General features: G+C 65.6%; 14 protein-coding genes and 1 pseudogene. 12 read left to right on the plus strand and 3 right to left on the minus strand.

The features are described 5' to 3' along the window. The first annotated feature begins 78 nt into the window (after positions 1–78). From AC1DK4_RS30900 to AC1DK4_RS30925, 6 genes and pseudogenes are all read left to right on the plus strand, one after another. On the plus strand, positions 79–1,317 hold the full coding sequence (locus tag AC1DK4_RS30900) for a branched-chain amino acid ABC transporter substrate-binding protein (protein WP_477131984.1): 1,239 nt from the start codon (positions 79–81) through the stop codon (positions 1,315–1,317). Positions 1,318–1,496: 179 nt separating this feature from the next. Continuing rightward, positions 1,497–2,444, plus strand: coding sequence for a branched-chain amino acid ABC transporter permease (locus AC1DK4_RS30905; RefSeq protein WP_441615469.1), 948 nt, complete (start codon positions 1,497–1,499; stop codon positions 2,442–2,444). A gap of 4 nt (positions 2,445–2,448) precedes the next feature. Continuing rightward, on the plus strand, positions 2,449–3,768 hold the full coding sequence (locus AC1DK4_RS30910) for a branched-chain amino acid ABC transporter permease (RefSeq protein ID WP_441615471.1): 1,320 nt from the start codon (positions 2,449–2,451) through the stop codon (positions 3,766–3,768). Continuing rightward, entirely contained in the window at positions 3,765–4,538 is a 774-nt protein-coding gene (locus AC1DK4_RS30915) for an ABC transporter ATP-binding protein (RefSeq protein ID WP_441615473.1), read from the plus strand. The genes AC1DK4_RS30910 and AC1DK4_RS30915 overlap by 4 nt, the downstream gene beginning before the upstream one ends. Next, positions 4,538–5,251, plus strand: a complete 714-nt coding sequence (locus AC1DK4_RS30920) for an ABC transporter ATP-binding protein (protein WP_441615475.1) — start codon at positions 4,538–4,540, stop codon at positions 5,249–5,251. The genes AC1DK4_RS30915 and AC1DK4_RS30920 overlap by 1 nt, the downstream gene beginning before the upstream one ends. A 308-nt stretch (positions 5,252–5,559) precedes the next feature. Continuing rightward, positions 5,560–6,033: pseudogene (locus AC1DK4_RS30925) on the plus strand (POTRA domain-containing protein); the annotation flags it as partial. A 13-nt stretch (positions 6,034–6,046) separates the two neighbouring features. On the opposite strand, the gene AC1DK4_RS30930 reads toward AC1DK4_RS30925, so the two are convergent. The 3 genes from AC1DK4_RS30930 to AC1DK4_RS30940 form a co-directional block, all read right to left on the minus strand. Further along, positions 6,047–6,616 (minus strand): imm11 family protein, encoded by a 570-nt coding sequence (locus AC1DK4_RS30930; protein WP_441615477.1) that lies wholly within the window; start codon positions 6,614–6,616, stop codon positions 6,047–6,049. Between the two features lie 414 nt (positions 6,617–7,030). Beyond that, positions 7,031–8,404: an esterase-like activity of phytase family protein gene (locus tag AC1DK4_RS30935; RefSeq protein ID WP_441615479.1), complete on the minus strand. Its 1,374-nt coding sequence runs from the start codon at positions 8,402–8,404 to the stop codon at positions 7,031–7,033. Positions 8,405–8,584: 180 nt separating this feature from the next. Next, a complete protein-coding gene (locus AC1DK4_RS30940; protein WP_441615481.1) occupies positions 8,585–10,090 on the minus strand; it encodes an amino acid permease in 1,506 nt (501 codons plus the stop codon). A 487-nt stretch (positions 10,091–10,577) separates the two neighbouring features. Here AC1DK4_RS30940 and AC1DK4_RS30945 point away from each other — a divergent pair, with 487 nt between their 5' ends. From AC1DK4_RS30945 to AC1DK4_RS30970, 6 genes are all read left to right on the plus strand, one after another. Further along, positions 10,578–12,659, plus strand: coding sequence for a 3-hydroxyacyl-CoA dehydrogenase NAD-binding domain-containing protein (locus AC1DK4_RS30945; protein ID WP_441615483.1), 2,082 nt, complete (start codon positions 10,578–10,580; stop codon positions 12,657–12,659). 36 nt (positions 12,660–12,695) lie between these two features. Next, on the plus strand, positions 12,696–13,349 hold the full coding sequence (pncA, locus tag AC1DK4_RS30950; protein ID WP_441615485.1) for a bifunctional nicotinamidase/pyrazinamidase: 654 nt from the start codon (positions 12,696–12,698) through the stop codon (positions 13,347–13,349). A 60-nt stretch (positions 13,350–13,409) separates the two neighbouring features. After that, positions 13,410–14,588 (plus strand): acetyl-CoA C-acyltransferase, encoded by a 1,179-nt coding sequence (locus tag AC1DK4_RS30955; RefSeq protein WP_477131985.1) that lies wholly within the window; start codon positions 13,410–13,412, stop codon positions 14,586–14,588. Between the two features lie 16 nt (positions 14,589–14,604). After that, positions 14,605–15,033: a PaaI family thioesterase gene (locus tag AC1DK4_RS30960; RefSeq protein WP_441615489.1), complete on the plus strand. Its 429-nt coding sequence runs from the start codon at positions 14,605–14,607 to the stop codon at positions 15,031–15,033. Between the two features lie 217 nt (positions 15,034–15,250). Beyond that, entirely contained in the window at positions 15,251–17,101 is a 1,851-nt protein-coding gene (locus AC1DK4_RS30965) for an acyl-CoA dehydrogenase (RefSeq protein WP_477117208.1), read from the plus strand. 73 nt (positions 17,102–17,174) lie between these two features. Further along, on the plus strand, positions 17,175–17,957 hold the full coding sequence (locus AC1DK4_RS30970) for an SDR family oxidoreductase (RefSeq protein WP_477131986.1): 783 nt from the start codon (positions 17,175–17,177) through the stop codon (positions 17,955–17,957). Positions 17,958–17,994 lie beyond the last annotated feature (37 nt).

Here is a 17,994-nt window from a genome sequence, read left to right on the forward strand (position 1 = left end):
CCGCGCCGAGGTTTCGGCAGAGGGCGCTGCGCGAACCGGGATCAACGAAAGCCAACAAAAAAACCGAAGGAGACAAGCATGATCAGATTGCGTCCGCTCGTGGCCGCCACGGCACTGTTTGCGGCAATGGGTTCCGGGGTCGCGGCTGCTGAAACGGTAAAGATCGCCTTTATCGATCCGTTGTCCGGGCTGATGGCGCCGGTCGGCCAGAACCAGCTCAAGAGCTGGCAGTTCGTCGCCGACATCGCCAACCAGAAGGACTGGGGCGGCGGCAACAAGTTCGAGGTGGTCGGTTTCGACAACAAGCTGTCACCGCAGGAAAGCCTGACCATCCTCAAGCAGGCCGTGGACCAGGGCATCCGCTATATCGTGCAGGGCAACGGCTCCTCGGTTGGCCTGGCGCTGGAAGACGCGGTGGCCAAGCACAACGAGCGCAATCCGGGCAAGGAAATCGTCTACCTGAACTACGCCGCGGTAGACCCGGACATGACCAACAGCAAGTGCAATTACTGGCATTTCCGGCTCGACGCCAACTCCGACATGAAGATGGAGGCGCTGACCACCTTCCTGGCCAAGGATGCCAACGTCAAGAAGGTCTACCTGATCAACCAGAACTATTCGTTCGGGCATCAGGTGACGCGCGCCGCCAAGGATTACCTCAAGCGCAAGCGTCCTGACATCCAGATCGTCGGCGAAGACCTGCACCCGCTGGCCCAGGTCAAGGACTTCGCGCCCTACGCGGCGAAGATCAAGGCCTCCGGCGCCGACACCGTGATCACCGGCAACTGGGGCAGCGACCTGGCCCTGCTGATCAAGGCGGGCAAGGATGCCGGCCTGACCACCAACTACTACACCTACTACGGTGCCACCACCGGCGTGCCGACCGCCATGGGCGCGTCCGGCGCCGAGCATGTCAAGTACGTGGGTTACTACAACGCCAACAACAAGGGCTTCAAGGGTTCCGAGGTCATCGAAGGCTTCAAGAAGAAGTACAACGATGACTTCTACGTGATGGCCGCGTACACCGGCGTCGCCATGCTGGGCAAGGCGTTCAAGGAAGCCAAGTCGACCGATCCGGTCAAGGTGGCCAAGGTGCTCGAGGGCATGAAGGTCGACAGCATGAACGGCATCGTGGAAATGCGTGGCTCCGACCACCAGGTCCAGCAGTYGCTGGTGGTGGCCACCTGGACCAAGGTCGACGGCAAGGAAGTCAAGTACGACCAGGAAAACACCGGCTATGGCTGGAAGACCAATGCGCTGATGGACGAGTACGTGGCGGCGCAGCCGACTTCCTGCCAGATGAAGCGCCCGAGCTAAGCCTGCGTCCGGCGGAGGCGCGGCGGATCCCGGCGCGCCATCCGATCCTGCATACGCCGGCCGGCCCGGGTGGCAGCGGTCGCGCCGGGCGGGCTGTGTTCACCCCTGGAGCAGTCTTTTGTGACCGGCCGACCGCCGGCGGCCGCCCGGCTGGCCGGCGTCAGAATGAAGGACTTGTTGTGGAATTCTTCGTCATTTCCCTCCTGAACGGCATCAGCTACGGGCTGTTGCTCTTCATGCTCTCTTCCGGGCTTACGCTGATCTTCAGCATGATGGGTGTGCTGAACTTCGCGCATGCCAGTTTCTACATGCTGGGCGCGTATTTTGCCTATACCATCGCCAGCAAGATCGGCTTCTGGCCGGCGCTGATCTTCGCGCCGCTGCTGGTGGCAGGTGCCGGCGCGCTGGTCGAGCGTTTCGGCCTGCGCACCGTGCACAAGTACGGCCACGTGGCGGAACTGCTGTTTACCTTCGGCCTGGCCTACCTGATCGAGGAAGGCGTCAAGCTGGTGTGGGGCCTGGCCGCCGTGCCTTACCGCATCCCGGCCGAGCTCGATGGCCCGCTGTTCACGGTCTTCACCTCGTCCTTCCCCAAATACCGTGCATTCATGATGCTGGTGTCGCTGGCCATGCTGGTGGCGATCTACCTGGTGCTCACCCGCACGCGCATCGGGCTGGTGATCCAGGCCGCGCTCACGCATCCGGAGATGGTCGAGGCGCTCGGCCACAACGTGCCGCGCGTGTTCATGATGGTGTTCGGCGGCGGCGCCGCGCTGGCCGGGCTGGCCGGCGTGATCGGCGGCAATGCCTTCGTCACCGAGCCATCGATGGCGGCCGCGGTGGGGTCGATCGTGTTCGTGGTGGCGGTGGTGGGCGGCATGGGATCACTGGTGGGCGCGTTTATCGCCTCGCTGCTGATCGGCGTGCTGCAGACCTTCGCCGTCACGCTGGATGCCTCGGTGGCTGGCCTGCTGGGCACGATCGGATTGCAGGTGACCGACAGCACGCCGCTGTCCTCGTTGTGGAAGCTCACGGTGGCGCAGGTCGCCCCGGTGCTGCCATATTTGCTGCTGGTGGTGATGCTGATCTTCCGCCCGCGTGGTCTGATGGGTACCCGGGAGGGCTGACAGCATGGAGACGACAATGCAACAACGCCGCGAGGCGGTCGTGACCGGCCGCACCATGCGCTACCGCCCGCTGAACCTGGCGCGCTGGCTGATCTGGGGCAGCACCGCGCTCCTGATGCTGGTGCTGCCGCTGTTCTTCACGGGCGGGTTCGCCATCACGCTGATGTCGCAGATGGGCATCATGATCATTTTCGCGCTGTCCTACAACATGCTGCTTGGCCAGACGGGCATGCTGTCGTTCGGCCACGCGGTCTATGCGGGCCTGGGCGCGTTCATCGCCATCCACGTGCTCAATATGGTGGGCGCGGGCAAGGTGTGGCTGCCCGTGTCGCTGCTGCCGGTGGTGGGCGGCCTGGCCGGCGCCTTCTTCGGCGTGCTGTTCGGCTACGTCACCACCAAGAAATCCGGCACCACCTTCGCCATGATCACCATGGGCATCGGCGAGATGGTGTTCGCCAGCTCGCTCATGTTCCCGGATTTCTTCGGCGGCGAGGGCGGCATTTCCACCAACCGCGTGGTGGGCGAATCGGTGCTCGGCATCACCTTCGGCGCGGGCCGGCAGGTGTATTACCTGATCGCGGTGTGGTGCCTGCTGTCGATGGCGGCCATGTACGCGTGGACGCAGACGCCGCTGGGCCGCATCGCCAACGCCGTGCGCGACAATCCGGAGCGCGTGGAATTCATCGGCTACAACACCCAGCGCGTGCGCTACCTGGTGCTGATCCTGTCGGCCTTCTTCGCAGGCATCTCCGGTGCGCTGTCCGCCATCAACTTCGAGATCGTCTCGGCCGAGAACGTCAGCGCGGTGCGCTCCGGCGGCGTGCTGCTGGCGGCCTTCATCGGCGGCGCCGGCGTGTTCTTCGGCCCGGTGATCGGCGCCGTGGTGTTCATCCTGTTCGCGGTGGCRCTGTCGGACCTGACCAAGGCGTGGCTGCTGTACCTGGGCCTGTTCTTCGTGCTGATGGTCATGTTCGTGCCGGGCGGCATCGCCAGCCTGCTGATGATGCAGGTGCCGCTGCTGGCGCGCGGCAAGCTGCGCGCCATGCTGCCCGACTACGGCCGCGCCGCGGGTGCCGGGCTGGTGCTGCTGGCCGCGGTGATCCTCACCGTGGAGCTGGTCTACAAGGTGCAGGTGGACAGTGCCAACGGCACCGCCATGTCGCTGTTCGGCATCGGTTTCGACGCCGGCACCGCGGTGCCCTGGCTGGTGGCGGCCGCGCTGTGGGTGGGCGGGCTGCTGGCCTGCCGTGCGGCGCGCGCACGCGTGCGCGCCACCTGGGACAAGGTACAGGCCGAAATGGCAGCAGCAGGAGGCAAGGCATGAGCGCGGCACTGGAACTGAACGATGTACGCAAGAAATTCGGYCAGACCGAAATCATCCGGGGCGTCAACCTGACCATCCCCAAGGGCGAGCGCCACGCACTGATCGGCCCCAACGGCGCCGGCAAGTCGACCACCTTCAACCTGATCTCCGGCCGCTTCGCGCCCAGCTCGGGCACGGTCAAGCTCAACGGGCAGGAGATCGGCGGCCTGCAGCCCTTCGTGATCAACCGCATGGGGCTGTCGCGCAGCTTCCAGATCACCAATATCTTTCACCGGCTCTCGGTATTCGAGAACCTGCGCTGCGCCGTGTTGTGGTCGCTCGGCTACAAGTACTCGTTCTGGCACCGCCTGTCCGAGCTGCGCGACGCGCGCGAGCGCGCCGAGGAAGTACTGGAACTGATCGGCCTGCACCATCGCCGCAATACCCAGGCCAGCCTGCTCACATATGCCGAGCAGCGCGCGCTGGAGATCGGCATCACCATTGCCGGCGGCGCCGAAGTCATCCTGCTCGACGAGCCCACCGCCGGCATGAGCCGCTCCGAGTCCGACCATGCAGTCGAACTGATCCGTCGCGTCACGGTGGGCAAGACCCTGGTGATGGTCGAGCACGACATGAGCGTGGTGTTCGGCCTGGCCGACCGGATCTCCGTGCTGGTCTACGGCGAGGTGATCGCCACCGACACGCCGGAGGCTATCCGCGCCAACCGCAAGGTCAAGGAAGCCTACCTCGGCACCACCCTCGACGAACCCGCCACCGAAGGAGCGCACTGATGGGCAAGCGCATGCTGGACGTGCAAGGCCTGCACGCCTACTACGGCAAGAGCCACATCCTCCACGGCGTGGACGCCCATATCGACGAAGGCGAGATCGTCGCGCTGCTCGGGCGCAACGGCGTGGGGCGCTCCACCATGGCCAAGGCCATCCTCGGCATGGTCAAGGCCGAAGGCTCGGTGCGCTTTCGCGACGAAGAGATCCTCGGCCGCCGCACCTTCGAGATCGCCCACCTGGGCGTGGGCTACGTGCCCGAGAACCGCGACATCTTCCCCACGCTCACGGTGCGCCAGAACCTGCTGCTCGGCGAAAAGCGCAATCCGCGCCAGGCCAAGCCGCGCTGGACGGTGCAGGACATGTACAACATGTTCCCGCGCCTGAAGGAGCGCGAGAACACCGCCGCCGGCGTGCTCTCCGGGGGCGAGCAGCAGATGCTCACGCTGTGCCGCACCCTGATGGGCGACCCCGATCTCGTGCTGATCGACGAGCCCACCGAAGGCCTGGCGCCGATGATCGTCACGCTGGTCGGCGATTACCTCAAGACGCTCAAGGAGCGCGGCGTGTCCGTGCTGCTGATCGAGCAGAAGCTGGCCATCGCGCTGGACATCTCGCAGCGGGTCTACGTGATGGGGCACGGGCACATCGTGTTCGAGGGCACGCCGCTGGACCTGAAGGCGAACGCGGCCATCCGGAAGGAGTGGCTGGAGGTGTAGGAAAGCACTGCCGCACTTTCTGATGGCGTAGACGTTGGTACCGGGTCCCCCCACTTTGTTGGGGGGATTTGCATTTGGTGAGGCGCGCTCGCAGTTGCCGATTCTTTCGGTGTCACACATTATTCCATGTCGGGATAGATATCGGAGGAGGCGCAGCAAGCGAGGAATTTAGACAACTTGTCGGCGGATTCTTTACATCCGTTTACGGATAGATAGGCTATATCGAATGCCGGCAGTAGCAGCCCTCGTTCTTGCTGTTTCTTTCTATTAGCTGACTTATTTCTGTCTCACACCTACATATTTCAGCCATAAGTCTGTGGCCGTTTGCTGCCAGTCTCTTGCTGGCATGTCGTGCAACATTCGCACAAGCAATACCGGGCCCGGCCTTGACCACCGCCACTGAACAGGAACAGCGAACCCGCCAGCAGCAGGAGGCCCGCGAGCGCGCCGGCATTGTCAATGCTCCCGCCGTTCGCGCCGAAGTTGTCGCCCACGCCGAGTTTCCGGCCCTGCCGAAGGAAGACCCATGCTTCCGTATCAGCCGCTTCGTCCTGGGTGTTCCCAGGGACTTGCCGGCCGCGTTGCAGGCACGCGGTGCGTCGGCCCTGCCGATGGATCCCTTTGCCTTCGCACAACGGTGGCTCGACCACTACCAGGACGAATGCATCGGCAAGCAGGGTGTCGAGACGCTGGTGAAGGGTCTTTCCCAGACGATCCTGTCGAAGGGGTACGTCACTACGCGCGTGCTGGTGCCCGAGCAGGACATGGCGTCGGGCACGCTGACGCACCAGCGTTTTAGCTAACAAGCGTAAAGCGAATCCCCGTTGCGCCCTGCGCCATCAAAAGGTCCCGAATTCGCTCTGAGCATACGAGCCCAACCAACCAGCCTTTGGTTCGGAAGAGCCCGTGCCCTGCAGCCCTTGCAGGATCGATCCGCAAAATGTCGATGCGATAGTCGCCAATCTTGTCCGGGCGCCCATCATCCTCGGTCCAACGCGGAAACATGGAAAAACCCGTCCTCGTCTCGTCCACGCAATCAACAATGTCCAGCACGTTGAGGATTTCGTATGGCTCGCCGACGCCTTCTATCTCCACAGGCACCGCTTGCACAGTACCCTCAGGCAGGGCTGCCAATAGCGTATCCATCAATGTCTTTTTGACAAAATAGTCGCCGAGCCCACTGAGCGAAAAGGACACCGCATGCCCTGGATGGTAAATTCTGCTTCGGAGCGGGATTTTCGTGTCCCATGGCTTACCAAGGCCAAATCCGCCCGCAACCACCTCTTGCCCGGTATTATCAACAGGCTGCTCCAGATGCCACTGATCTGGGAAATTGAAATCAAGGCCGATCTTATAGAAATTCATCTCGTCCCTCATTTCTTGGTCACCAGGTTATTCAAGTTCGTGCCCGGTGTAGCTATTTCTGTCTTAATTTTTTCCAGTGCTGAGCTCAGAGCCTGTTGATACTCTGAGGTATTCCTCGGAATACCTCGCACTGCACTGTCCAATTCTCATACGCGGCTTCATGGGGGTCCCTTATGGCCCTCCACAAACACCTTGTTGGCCTGATCTTGTGATCGGCAGCGGCGGCCCCGCCGATGGCGTGCTGGTGATCGTACCGTACAGGGTCACGCTCGCCAATGGCGCCGCTTACCAGGGGATTGCCTCGTTCAGTTGCCGCGACTGACCGACTGACCTGCCATCCGGCGGGGCACGAAAAAGGCGCTTCGTCCCGCGCAGGGACCGAAGCGCCTTGTCATTTCCTGCGAACCTGCCGTCCTACTTCGCTTTCAGGAACTCCCCCACCTCCAGCAGCACCAGTTCGTTGTCGTCCGCCTTGTTCGGCTCGCGGCTGCTCGAGAAGGGCAGGTTGTTGTCGTTGCCCACCACGATGTGAGTGGGATCGACCACGTCGACGTTCTCGATGGTGAAGAACGGGAACTTGAGCACGCCGTCGTTGAGCGGCTTGCGCGCCAGCTTGTCGGGGTCGGCGATATTGAGCAGGTCGATGTAGCCGATCTTGCGCACGGCGCCGCCGGCGTTGGCCTCGGTCAGTTCGACCTTGTAGATGCGCTTGAATTTGGCGATATCGGCGAAGCAGTCGTCGCGCTTCTGGCCTTCGGGGCAGGCCTTGTCGGCTGTGCCTTCGCCGTTGTCGCGCTCGATGATGAGGCCGGTGGTGGCGTCGATCATGTTGAAGTCGCCGATGGCGTTGCCGTTGGCCTCGAGCGGGTACTTCCACGATCGCCCGGTCCATTTGCCGGCGAGCGTGTCGAACTCGAGCACGCGCAGCGCTTCCTTGCCGTCGATGCGCTCGTAGTCCTTTGCCTGGGCGTTCCAGACCGGGCCTTCGAGCAGCGCGTAGAGCTTGCTGCCATCGGGCGACGCGGCCATGCCCTCGAAGCCCTTGGAGCGCTTGATCTGGAAGTCGACCGCGCCACCGGGCACGCCGGGTGTCGTCACGGCCGGGTGGTCGGGCGAGCGCACGGGCTTGCCGTCTACCAGCGTGTCGTACACGGCCAGCACCTTGCCTTGCAGGTCGGCCTTGATCAGGAACGGCCCGAACTCTTCGCCGATCCACAGCGCGCCGCCGGCGAACTGGAAGCTTTCGGTGTCGAAATCGGAGCCGGTCAGGTAGCGTTGCTTCGTGCCTTCGTGGACGATGCGGAACGGCACCTTCTTGTCGGGATCGTGCAGGAACACGGTGCCCAGGCGCTGCAGCTTGCCGCTCTTGAAGTCCACCTTGTAGTGGTTCAGGTAGAGCATGAAGTCCGGCGAATTGGCCTTGCTGCCGGCGCCGTTGTCGGTCAGTACCCAGAAGCTGCCGTCGGCCATGTGCTTGATGCCGGAGTGGCCTTGCAGCGGTTGTCCCCTGAATGGCACGGAGACACCGGTCGGGCGCCCGTTCGACTTGCCTTCCACGCTGCCGATCTTCTCCGCGCGCCCGGCCGTGGTGAACTTGCCGCTCGTCTTCAGGTCCTGCGGCGCATCCTTGGGCGCGTCGATGAAGCTCTGCGCGGGCATGACCGCGTGGCCGGCGAGCGTGGCCGGATAGGCGGGCGCGGCGGCCGTCTGCGAGACGGCGGGCAGGGACCAGGCGGCAGCGGTGATGGCGATGACTGCGGTGACGGTCGCGGACGGAAGCAGGCGCATGTAGGCGGGGTGATCTGTTCGAAAGACCACTACGATGCACGGCCATCGTGACGGGCGCATGACAGTTCGAAGGCAGTCACAAACGCCACGACGGGCGAGGGTGCGTGATGTATCTCGCGCGCAACATGGCGGGCAACAAGTCGGAAGATCTGGCCTCTCGCTTGTCCGCCCTCCGGCCTCTCAGTCTGCCTGCGCGCGGCGCGCAGGGATGTCGAACGGCATGTCCTCGTAGCGGACGACGCGCGTCTTTCTGGCCAGGCGGTACCCCAGCCACAGCAGCAGGAACACCGGCACCCCGATATAGGTCCCGAGGATTTCCACCCACCGCCCGCGCACGTCGCCGAAGGCCTGGTAGTTCTGCCCCAGCACGATGATCACGCACAGCACGGTGGCGAAGATCGGCCCGAACGGGTAGAGCGGCGAGCGGTAGGCCAGGTCCGCGGCGCTGTAGCCCTGGCGAACCAGGCCGCGGCGGAAGCGGTAGTGGCTCACCGCGATGCCCAGCCACGCGATGAAGCCGGTCATGCCGGAGGTGTTGAGCAGCCACATATAGACGGCCTTGTCGCCGAACAGCGACGTCAGGAAGCACAGCGCGCCCACCGCGGCTGTCGCCGCCAGGGCCAGGTAGGGCACGCCGCCGGCCGACAGCCGCGCCAGCGCGCGCGGGGCCCGGCCGCTGACGGCCAGTCCATAGAGGATGCGGGTAGAGGCGTACATGCTGGAGGTGCCCGACGAGAGCAGGGCGGTGAGCACCACGGCGTTCATCAGCCCGGCGGCGAAGGCCAGGCCGGCGCGGCGGAACACCAGCGCGAACGGGCTCACGCCGATGTCGGTCACGTCGTTGCGCAGCAGGCTGGGGTCGGTGTAGGGAATCAGCACGCCGATGATGAGGATGGCCAGCACGTAGAACAGCAGGATGCGCCAGAACGTCTGGCGGATCGCGCGCGGAATCGTGCGCGCCGGGTCGGCCGCTTCGCCGGCCGCCACGCCCACGGTCTCCGTGCCCTGGAACGAGAACCCGGCGATCATGGCCACGCCGAACATCGCGGGGACGCCGCCCACGAAGGGCGCGTCGCCGACGGTGAAGTTGTGCCAGCCGGCCTGCGGGCCGCCGTGCAGGATGCCGAAGATCATCAGCAGGCCGGCGCCGAGGAATACCAGCACGGTGACCACCTTGATGAGCGCGAACCAGTATTCCGCCTCGCCGAAGCCGCGCACCGAGATCGCGTTGAGGCCGAACATCAGCAGCAGGAACGCCGCGCTCCACGCCACGCCGGGCACGCCCGGGAACCAGTACTGCATCACCAGCTGCGCCGCCACCAGTTCCACCGCGATGGTCACCGCAAGGTTGAACCAATAGCTCCAGCCGAGCGCGAAGCCGAAGCCTTCCTCCACATAGAGCGCGCTGTAGGTGACGAAGGACCCGGCGACCGGCATGTGCACGGCCATCTCGCCGAGGCTGGTCATCAGGCAGTACACCATCAGGCCGATGAGCCCGTACATCAGCAGCGCGCCGCCAGGGCCGGCCTGGGCGATGGAGGCGCCAGAGGCGACGAACAGGCCGGTGCCGATGGCGCCGCCGATGGCGATCATGGTGAGGTGGCGGGCCTTGAGCTTGCGCTGGAGCGCGTCGTGCTCGATGACGGGATGGTGCGGCTGGGCGAAAGAAGACGGTAGGGAGGACATCAGGGTCGCTGGCGTGTCGGCAGGGCGGCGCCCTCGTGGGGCGGCCGCGCGCGGCAAAGGGCGGGAGTTTACCGGCTTCTCAGGGTAAATCCGAGGGGCGTGGCACAGAACGCGCCGACTGTGATTAGAGGACATCGTCATATCGGGCGGGAAGTGCCGCATAGGGCGCTGCGCCTGCCCTGCGGGGACATTCGCATGCGGCTTGGCGGGACTGGCATGCACGCCGGCGAGGCCGGCCATAAAGGCGGCGCATGACACGCCTGCCGGACCGCCAAATTGAAATTGAACGACCGTGCTATTTTGTGTATGCTTGATCCGCTCGCACCAGGGCGGGCACCGGCGCAAGGGCGCCGGCAGGCGGTTTTCCCGGTAGCCGGAGGCGGCGGCAAGGCGGACAATGGGTTCGCCGCGCATGGTCCGGCCAATGCAGAAAAACATAATTCGAGAATTCGAATCCCGAGACAACTTCTAGTACAAAGGAACCAGCATGACAGCGCAGTATCAGGTTCAGGACGGCGTCGCCGTCATCACGCTCGACAATCCCCCCGTGAATGGCCTGGGCTATAGCACCCGGCTTGGCATCGTCGAAGGCTTGACCCGTGCGCTGGACGATGCGGCCGTCAAGGCCGTCGTCGTCACCGGCGCCGGCAAGGCTTTCTCGGGCGGCGCCGACATCCGCGAATTCAACACCCCCAAGGCTACCCAGGAACCGACCCTGCATTCGGTGATCCGTGCGATCGAAGCATCGTCCAAGCCGGTCGTGGCGGCCATCCACTCCGTGGCCATGGGCGGCGGCCTGGAACTGGCGCTGGGCTGTAACTACCGCGTGGCGGCCAAGGGCGCGCAGATCGCGCTGCCGGAAGTCAAGCTGGGCCTGCTGCCCGGCGCCGGCGGCACGCAGCGCCTGCCGCGCGTGATCGGCCTGGAGGCCGCCCTGAACATGATCGTGTCGGGCACCGCCATTCCGAGCGAGAAGTTCGCCGGCACCAAGCTGTTCGACGAGATCGTCGACGGCGACGTGCTGCCCGCGGCCGTGACCTTCGCCAGGAACGTGGCGGCAGCGCCCGGCCCGTACCCGAAGGTGCGCGACCTGAAGGTCAAGCACGAGAACGCGGAAGGCTTCCTGGCCTTCGCCCGCAACACCGTGGCCGCCGTGGCCAAGAACTTCCCGGCGCCGCTGAAGTGCGTGGATGCCGTGGCGGCATCGCTCAAGCCGTTCGAGGCCGGCCTGAAGGCCGAGCGCGAAGGCTTCATGGCCCTGGTGACCACGCCGGAATCGCGCGCCCTGCGCCATGCCTTCTTCGGCGAGCGCGCGGCCAGCAAGATCCCCGACGTGTCCGGCGACACCCCGGTGCGCAAGATCGAGCGGGTTGCCGTGATCGGCGCCGGCACCATGGGTGGCGGCATCACCATGAACTTCCTGAACGCCGGCGTGCCGGTGATCATGCTGGAAACCAAGCAGGAAGCGCTGGACCGCGGCGTGGCCACGATCCGCAAGAACTACGAGAACAGCGCCAAGAAGGGCAAGCTCACGCAAGAGAAGGTCGAGCAGCGCATGGCCCTGCTGACCACCACGCTGTCCTATGACGAGATCAAGGACGCGGACATGGTGATCGAAGCCGTGTTCGAGGAAATGGGCGTCAAGGAAATCGTCTTCAAGAAGCTGGACGAAGTGATGAAGCAGGGCGCGATCCTGGCTTCCAACACCTCCACGCTGGACGTCAACAAGATCGCCTCGTTCACCAAGCGTCCGCAGGACGTGGTCGGCATGCATTTCTTCAGCCCGGCCAACGTGATGAAGCTGCTCGAAGTGGTGCGCGGCGAGAAGACCGGCAAGGACGTGCTGGCCACGGTCATGCAGATCGCCAAGAAGATCAAGAAGACCGCCGTGGTGTCGGGCGTGTGCGACGGCTTCATCGGCAACCGCATGATCGAGCAGTACAGCCGCCAGGCAGGCTACCTGCTGGACGAAGGCGCGCTGCCGGAGCAGGTCGACAAGGCCATCGAGAAGTTCGGCTTCGCCATGGGTCCGTTCCGCATGGGCGACCTGGCCGGCAATGACATCGGCTGGGCCATCCGCAAGCGCCGCGCGGTGGACAAGCCGGACATCCAGTACTCGAAGACCGCCGACCTGCTGTGCGAGCAAGGCCGCTACGGCCAGAAGACCGGCGCGGGCTGGTACGACTACAAGGCGGGCGACCGCAAGCCGTACCCGAACCAGCAGGTCAACGACATGATCGTGCAGCACTCCAAGGACCTCGGCATCACGCGCCGCAAGATCTCCGACGAGGAAATCGTCGAGCGCCTGGTGTTCGCGCTGGTCAACGAAGGCGCCAAGATCCTGGAGGAAGGCATTGCTTCCAAGGCCTCGGATATCGACATGGTCTACCTGACCGGCTACGGCTTCCCGCTGTTCCGCGGCGGCCCGATGCTGTACGCGGACCAGGTCGGGCTGTTCAACGTGGCGCAGGCGATGAACCGCTATGCGAAGGGCTATCACGGCGAAGCCTGGAAGCCGGCCGCGCTGCTGGAGAAGCTGGCGGCCGAAGGCAAGGGCTTCAACGACTAAGCCGCAGGTGAGGGCGACGCAAGGGCGAAAGCAACCATGAGCTACGGCGCGCAGGACTGCCTGCTGGTGATCGACGTGCAGAACGATTTCATGCCGGGCGGCGCGCTTGCCGTGCCGCGCGGCGACGAGATCGTGCCCGTGGTCAACCGGCTGGCGCAGGCGTTCGCGCATGTGGTGGTGACGCAGGACTGGCATCCAGCCGGACACGCGTCGTTCGCCGCCAGCCATGCCGGCACGCAGCCGTTCCAGAGCATCGCGCTGCCGTATGGCCAGCAGGTGCTGTGGCCCGTGCACTGCGTGCAGGACACGCCAGGCGCCGCGCTGCATGCGGGGCTGCACGTGCCGCATGCCCGGCTGGTGGTCCGCAAGGGCCATCACCGCGACGTGGACAGCTACTCCGCCTTCATGGAGGCGGACCGTGCCACGCGCACCGGGCTGGCGGGCTACCTGCGCGAGCAGGGCGTGCGCCGCGTGTTCTGCGTGGGCCTGGCGACCGACTACTGCGTGGCCTGGAGCGCGCTCGATGCGCGCGCCGCCGGCTTCGAAGCGGCCGTGGTCGAGGACGCATGTCGCGCCATCGACCTCGACGGTTCGCTCGAACGCGCCTGGCAGGACCTGTCCGCCGCCGGCGTGCAGCGCCTGCAGTCGGCCGACGTGCTTGCCGCCGTGCCCTCACCGCCCTCACGCTAGACAAACCGAACAACTCGCAAGAACACCTTGCGCAGACACCAAGATTCCGAGGAGCAACAAATGAACGAGGCAGTCATCGTATCCACCGCACGGACCGGCCTGGCCAAGAGCTGGAAGGGTGCTTTCAACATGACCCACGGCGCCACCCTGGGCGGCCACGCGGTCCAGCACGCCATCGCSCGCGCCAAGATCGAMGCCGGCGARGTGGAAGACGTGCTGATGGGCTGTGCCAACCCGGAAGGCGCCACCGGCGCCAATATCGCGCGCCAGATCGCGCTGCGCGCAGGCTGCCCGGTCACCGTGCCCGGCGCCACCGTCAACCGTTTCTGCTCGTCCGGCCTGCAGACCATCGCCATGGCCGCGCAGCGCGTGATCGCCGATGAAGGCGACATCTTCGTGGCCGGCGGCGTGGAGTCCATCTCCTGCGTGCAGCAGGAAATGAACCGCCACATGATCCAGGAAAGCTGGCTGACCAAGAACAAGCCGGAAATCTACTGGAACATGCTGCAGACCGCCGAGAACGTGGCCAAGCGCTACAACATCTCGCGCGAGCGCCAGGACGAGTACGGCGTGCGCAGCCAGCAACGCGCCTTCGCCGCGCTGGAAGCCGGCAAGTTCAACGACGAGATCGTGCCGATCACGGTGCTGGCAGGCGTGGCCGACAAGGCCACCGGCCAGTTGATGACCAAGGAAGTCACGGTCTCGGCCGACGAAGGCATCCGCGGCGACACCACGCTCGAAGCCGTGGCCAAGATCCGCACCGCCATGCCCGGCGGCGTGGTCTCGGCAGGCAACGCGTCGCAGTTCTCCGACGGCGCCTCGGCTGCCGTGGTGATGAATGCGAAGGTGGCGGCGGCCAGGGGCCTGCAGCCGCTGGGCGTGTTCCGCGGCTTCGCCGTGGCCGGCTGCGAGCCTGACGAAATGGGCATCGGCCCGGTGTTCGCGGTGCCCAAGCTGCTCAAGAAGGCCGGCCTGAAGGTCGACGACATCGGCCTGTGGGAACTGAACGAAGCCTTCGCCGTGCAGGTGCTGTACTGTGCCGATACGCTGGGCATCCCGATGGACCGCCTCAACGTCAACGGTGGCGCCATCGCGGTCGGCCACCCGTACGGCGTGTCGGGCGCGCGCCTGGTCGGCCATGCGCTGATCGAAGGCAAGCGCCGCGGCGTCAAGTACGTGGTGGTGACCATGTGCATCGGCGGCGGCCAGGGCGCGGCCGGCCTGTTCGAAGTCCTCTGAGCGGCGGCACGGCACCGTGAACGATCACGCCGATCCGTTGCTCGCGCATGGCCGCGCGGTGCTGGCCAGCCAGCCGTTCTCGGTGCTGGTTGGCGCGGAGCTGGCCGTGCTGAGCGCGGAGCGTGCCGAGCTGCGCCTGCCGATCCGGCAGGACCTGCAGCAACAGCATGGCTTCCTGCACGGCGGCGTGGTCAGCTACCTGGCCGACAACGCCCTGACCTATGCGGGCGGCGCGGCCATGGCGGTGCCGGTCGTGACCTCGGAGTACAAGATCAACTACCTGCGTCCGGCGATCGGCGACCTGCTGATCGCCCGTGCCGAATGCGTCAGCCGCGGCCGCCAGCAAGCGGTGGTGCGCTGCGATGTGTTCGTGCGCAAGGACGGCGAGGAGAAGCTCTGCGCGGTCGCGCAGGGCACCATCGCACGCCTGGGCGACGGTAGCTAGCAGCAAGGGCCGGGCAGGAAAGGGCGCGCGAGCGCCTTTTTCATTCGCCGTGCCGTCAACATAGACAGAACAGAAACCGAATTCGCGGCGCGCCATGCAGCGTGCCGCCGTGGAGACAGCGACGATCCCAGCCGCCAGGCCGCCGGAACATGCGGTGCGCAGTGGCCGGATCGCGCATTCCTGATTTTCCCTTTCAGTCTGGGAGCCATTTCCTGCCATGTCGCTGATCCTTTCCCGCCGTGACCTGAATTTCATGCTGTACGAGTGGCTCAAGGTCGAGGAGCTGGCCCGCATCCCGCGCTACGCCGACCATTCCCGCGAGACCTTCGACGCCGCGCTCGATACCTGCGAGAAGATCGCCACCGACCTGTTCGCGCCGCACAACAAGAAGAACGACCAGCACGAGCCGCATTTCGATGGCGAGACCGTCACCATCATCCCCGAGGTCAAGACCGCGCTGAAGGCATTCTGCGAGGCCGGGCTGATGGCTGCCGGGCAGGACTACGAGATCGGCGGCATGCAGCTGCCGGTGGTGGTCGAGAAGGCGGGCTTTGCCTACTTCAAGGGCGCCAACGTCGGCACCAGCTCGTACCCGTTCCTGACCATCGGCAACGCCAACCTGCTGCTCACGCACGGCACGCCGGCGCAGGTGGAAACCTTCGTCAAGCCGGAGATGGAAGGGCGCTTCTTCGGCACCATGTGCCTGTCCGAGCCGCAGGCCGGCTCGTCGCTGTCGGACATCACGACGCGCGCCGACCATGAAGGCGAATCGCCGCTGGGCCAGCAATACCGCCTGCGCGGCAACAAGATGTGGATCTCGGCCGGCGAGCACGAGCTCTCCGAGAATATCGTGCACCTCGTGCTGGCCAAGATCCCCGGCCCGGACGGCAAGCTGATCCCGGGCGTGAAGGGCATTTCGCTGTTCATCGTGCCGAAGTACCTGGTCAACGCCGACGGCAGCCTGGGCGAGCACAACGACGTGGTGCTGGCCGGCCTGAACCACAAGATGGGCTACCGCGGCACCACCAACTGCCTGCTGAACTTCGGCGAGGGCATGAAGTACCAGCCGGGCGGCAAGGCCGGCGCCATCGGCTACCTGGTGGGCGAGCCGCACAAGGGCCTGGCCTGCATGTTCCACATGATGAACGAGGCGCGCATCGGCGTGGGCCTCGGCGCGGTGATGCTGGGCTATACCGGCTACCTGCACGCGGTGGACTATGCGCGCAACCGCCCGCAGGGCCGGCCCATCGCTCCCGGCGGCAAGGATCCGGCCAGCCCGCAGGTGCGGCTGGTGGAGCATGCCGACATCCGCCGCATGCTGCTGGCGCAGAAGAGCTATGTGGAAGGCGGGCTGGCGCTCAACCTGTATTGCGCGCAGCTGGTGGACCAGGAGCGTGCCGCCGAGGGCGCCGCGCATGAACGACTGGCGCTGCTGCTGGACATCCTCACCCCGATCGCCAAGAGCTGGCCGTCGCAATGGTGCCTGGAAGCCAACAACCTGGCGATCCAGGTGCACGGTGGTTATGGCTACACGCGCGAGTACAACGTCGAGCAGTTCTACCGCGACAACCGTCTCAACCCGATCCACGAAGGCACCCACGGTATCCAGGGGCTGGACCTGCTGGGCCGCAAGGTGGTGATGAAGGACGGCGCGGCATTCAAGGCGCTCGGCGAGGAAATCCAGGCCACCATCGGCCGGGCGCTGGCCAGCGGCGACGCCGCGCTCGGCAGCCACGCCCGCGCGCTCGGTGCTGCCGTCAAGCGCGTGGCGGAAGTCACGCAATTGCTGTGGGCGGCGGGGGATGCCAAGGTGACCCTGGCCAACGCCTCGGTCTACCTGGAAGCCTTCGGCCACGCGGTGGTGGCATGGATCTGGCTGGAACAGGCGCTGCTGGCGCAGGCTGCGCTCAAGGGCGCCCCGGCCGGCGACGACGAGGACTTCTATCGCGGCAAGCTGGCAGCGGCGGCATACTTCTTCCGCTGGGAGCTGCCCAAGATCGGGCCGCAGCTCGACCTGCTGGCCTCGCTGGACCGCACTACGCTCGATATGCAAGACGCCTGGTTCTGAGGATCCGGCGGCCCACACGACAACACCAGTGCGCGCCTGCCCGGGCGCGCGCAATTCCAGATCGGGAGACACCATGAACACCATCCAGCAACTGTTCGACCTCRAGGGCAAGACTGCGCTGATCACCGGCGGCTCGCGCGGGCTCGGCCTGCAGATCGCCGAGGCGCTCGGCGAGCAGGGCGCGCGCCTGGTCCTGTCGGCGCGCAAGGCCGACGAGCTGCAATCGGCCCAGGCCCACCTCAAGGCGCGCGGCATCGACGCCGAATGGATCGCCGCCGACGGCGCGCGCGATGCGGATATCGCCCGCCTTGCCGACGAGGCGCTGGCCAAGCTCGGCCATGTGGACATCCTTGTCAACAACGCCGGCGCCACCTGGGGCGCGCCTGCCGAAGATCACCCGGTAGAGGCCTGGGACAAGGTCATGAACCTCAATATCCGCGGCGTGTTCCTGCTCTCGCAGCGCATCGGCAAGCTCTCGATGATCCCGCGCCGCTATGGCCGCATCATCAACGTGGCCTCCATCGCCGGGCTGGCGGGCAACCCGCCGGGATCGATGGAAACCATMGCCTACAACACCTCCAAGGGCGCGGTGATCAACTTCACGCGCACGCTGGCCGCCGAGTGGGGCGAGCACAACATCACGGTCAACGCGCTGGCGCCGGGCTTCTTCCCCTCCAAGATGACGCAGGGTTCGCTGGACCGCATGGGCGTGGACGCCATGTGCGCCGGCGTGCCGCTGCACCGCCTGGGCGACGACGAAGACCTGAAGGGCGCCGCGCTGCTGTTCGCCAGCGCGGCCGGCAAGCACATCACGGGGCAGGTACTGGCCGTGGACGGTGGCGTGAGCGCGGTCTGAGCCATGCTTTAATTCGGTCGGAGCGGCGGGCATGCTG

The sequence above is a fragment of the Cupriavidus sp. 05N38 genome (genome assembly GCF_056397345.1).

Coding starts and splice junctions, on each gene's coding strand:
- AC1DK4_RS30965 (WP_477117208.1), top strand. CDS start 15,251: ATGTCGCTGATCCTTTCCCGCCGTGACCTGAATTTCATGCTGTACGAG.
- AC1DK4_RS30940 (WP_441615481.1), bottom strand. CDS start 10,090: ATGTCCTCCCTACCGTCTTCTTTCGCCCAGCCGCACCATCCCGTCATC.
- AC1DK4_RS30945 (WP_441615483.1), top strand. CDS start 10,578: ATGACAGCGCAGTATCAGGTTCAGGACGGCGTCGCCGTCATCACGCTC.
- AC1DK4_RS30920 (WP_441615475.1), top strand. CDS start 4,538: ATGGGCAAGCGCATGCTGGACGTGCAAGGCCTGCACGCCTACTACGGC.
- AC1DK4_RS30930 (WP_441615477.1), bottom strand. CDS start 6,616: ATGAATTTCTATAAGATCGGCCTTGATTTCAATTTCCCAGATCAGTGG.
- AC1DK4_RS30935 (WP_441615479.1), bottom strand. CDS start 8,404: ATGCGCCTGCTTCCGTCCGCGACCGTCACCGCAGTCATCGCCATCACC.
- pncA (WP_441615485.1), top strand. CDS start 12,696: ATGAGCTACGGCGCGCAGGACTGCCTGCTGGTGATCGACGTGCAGAAC.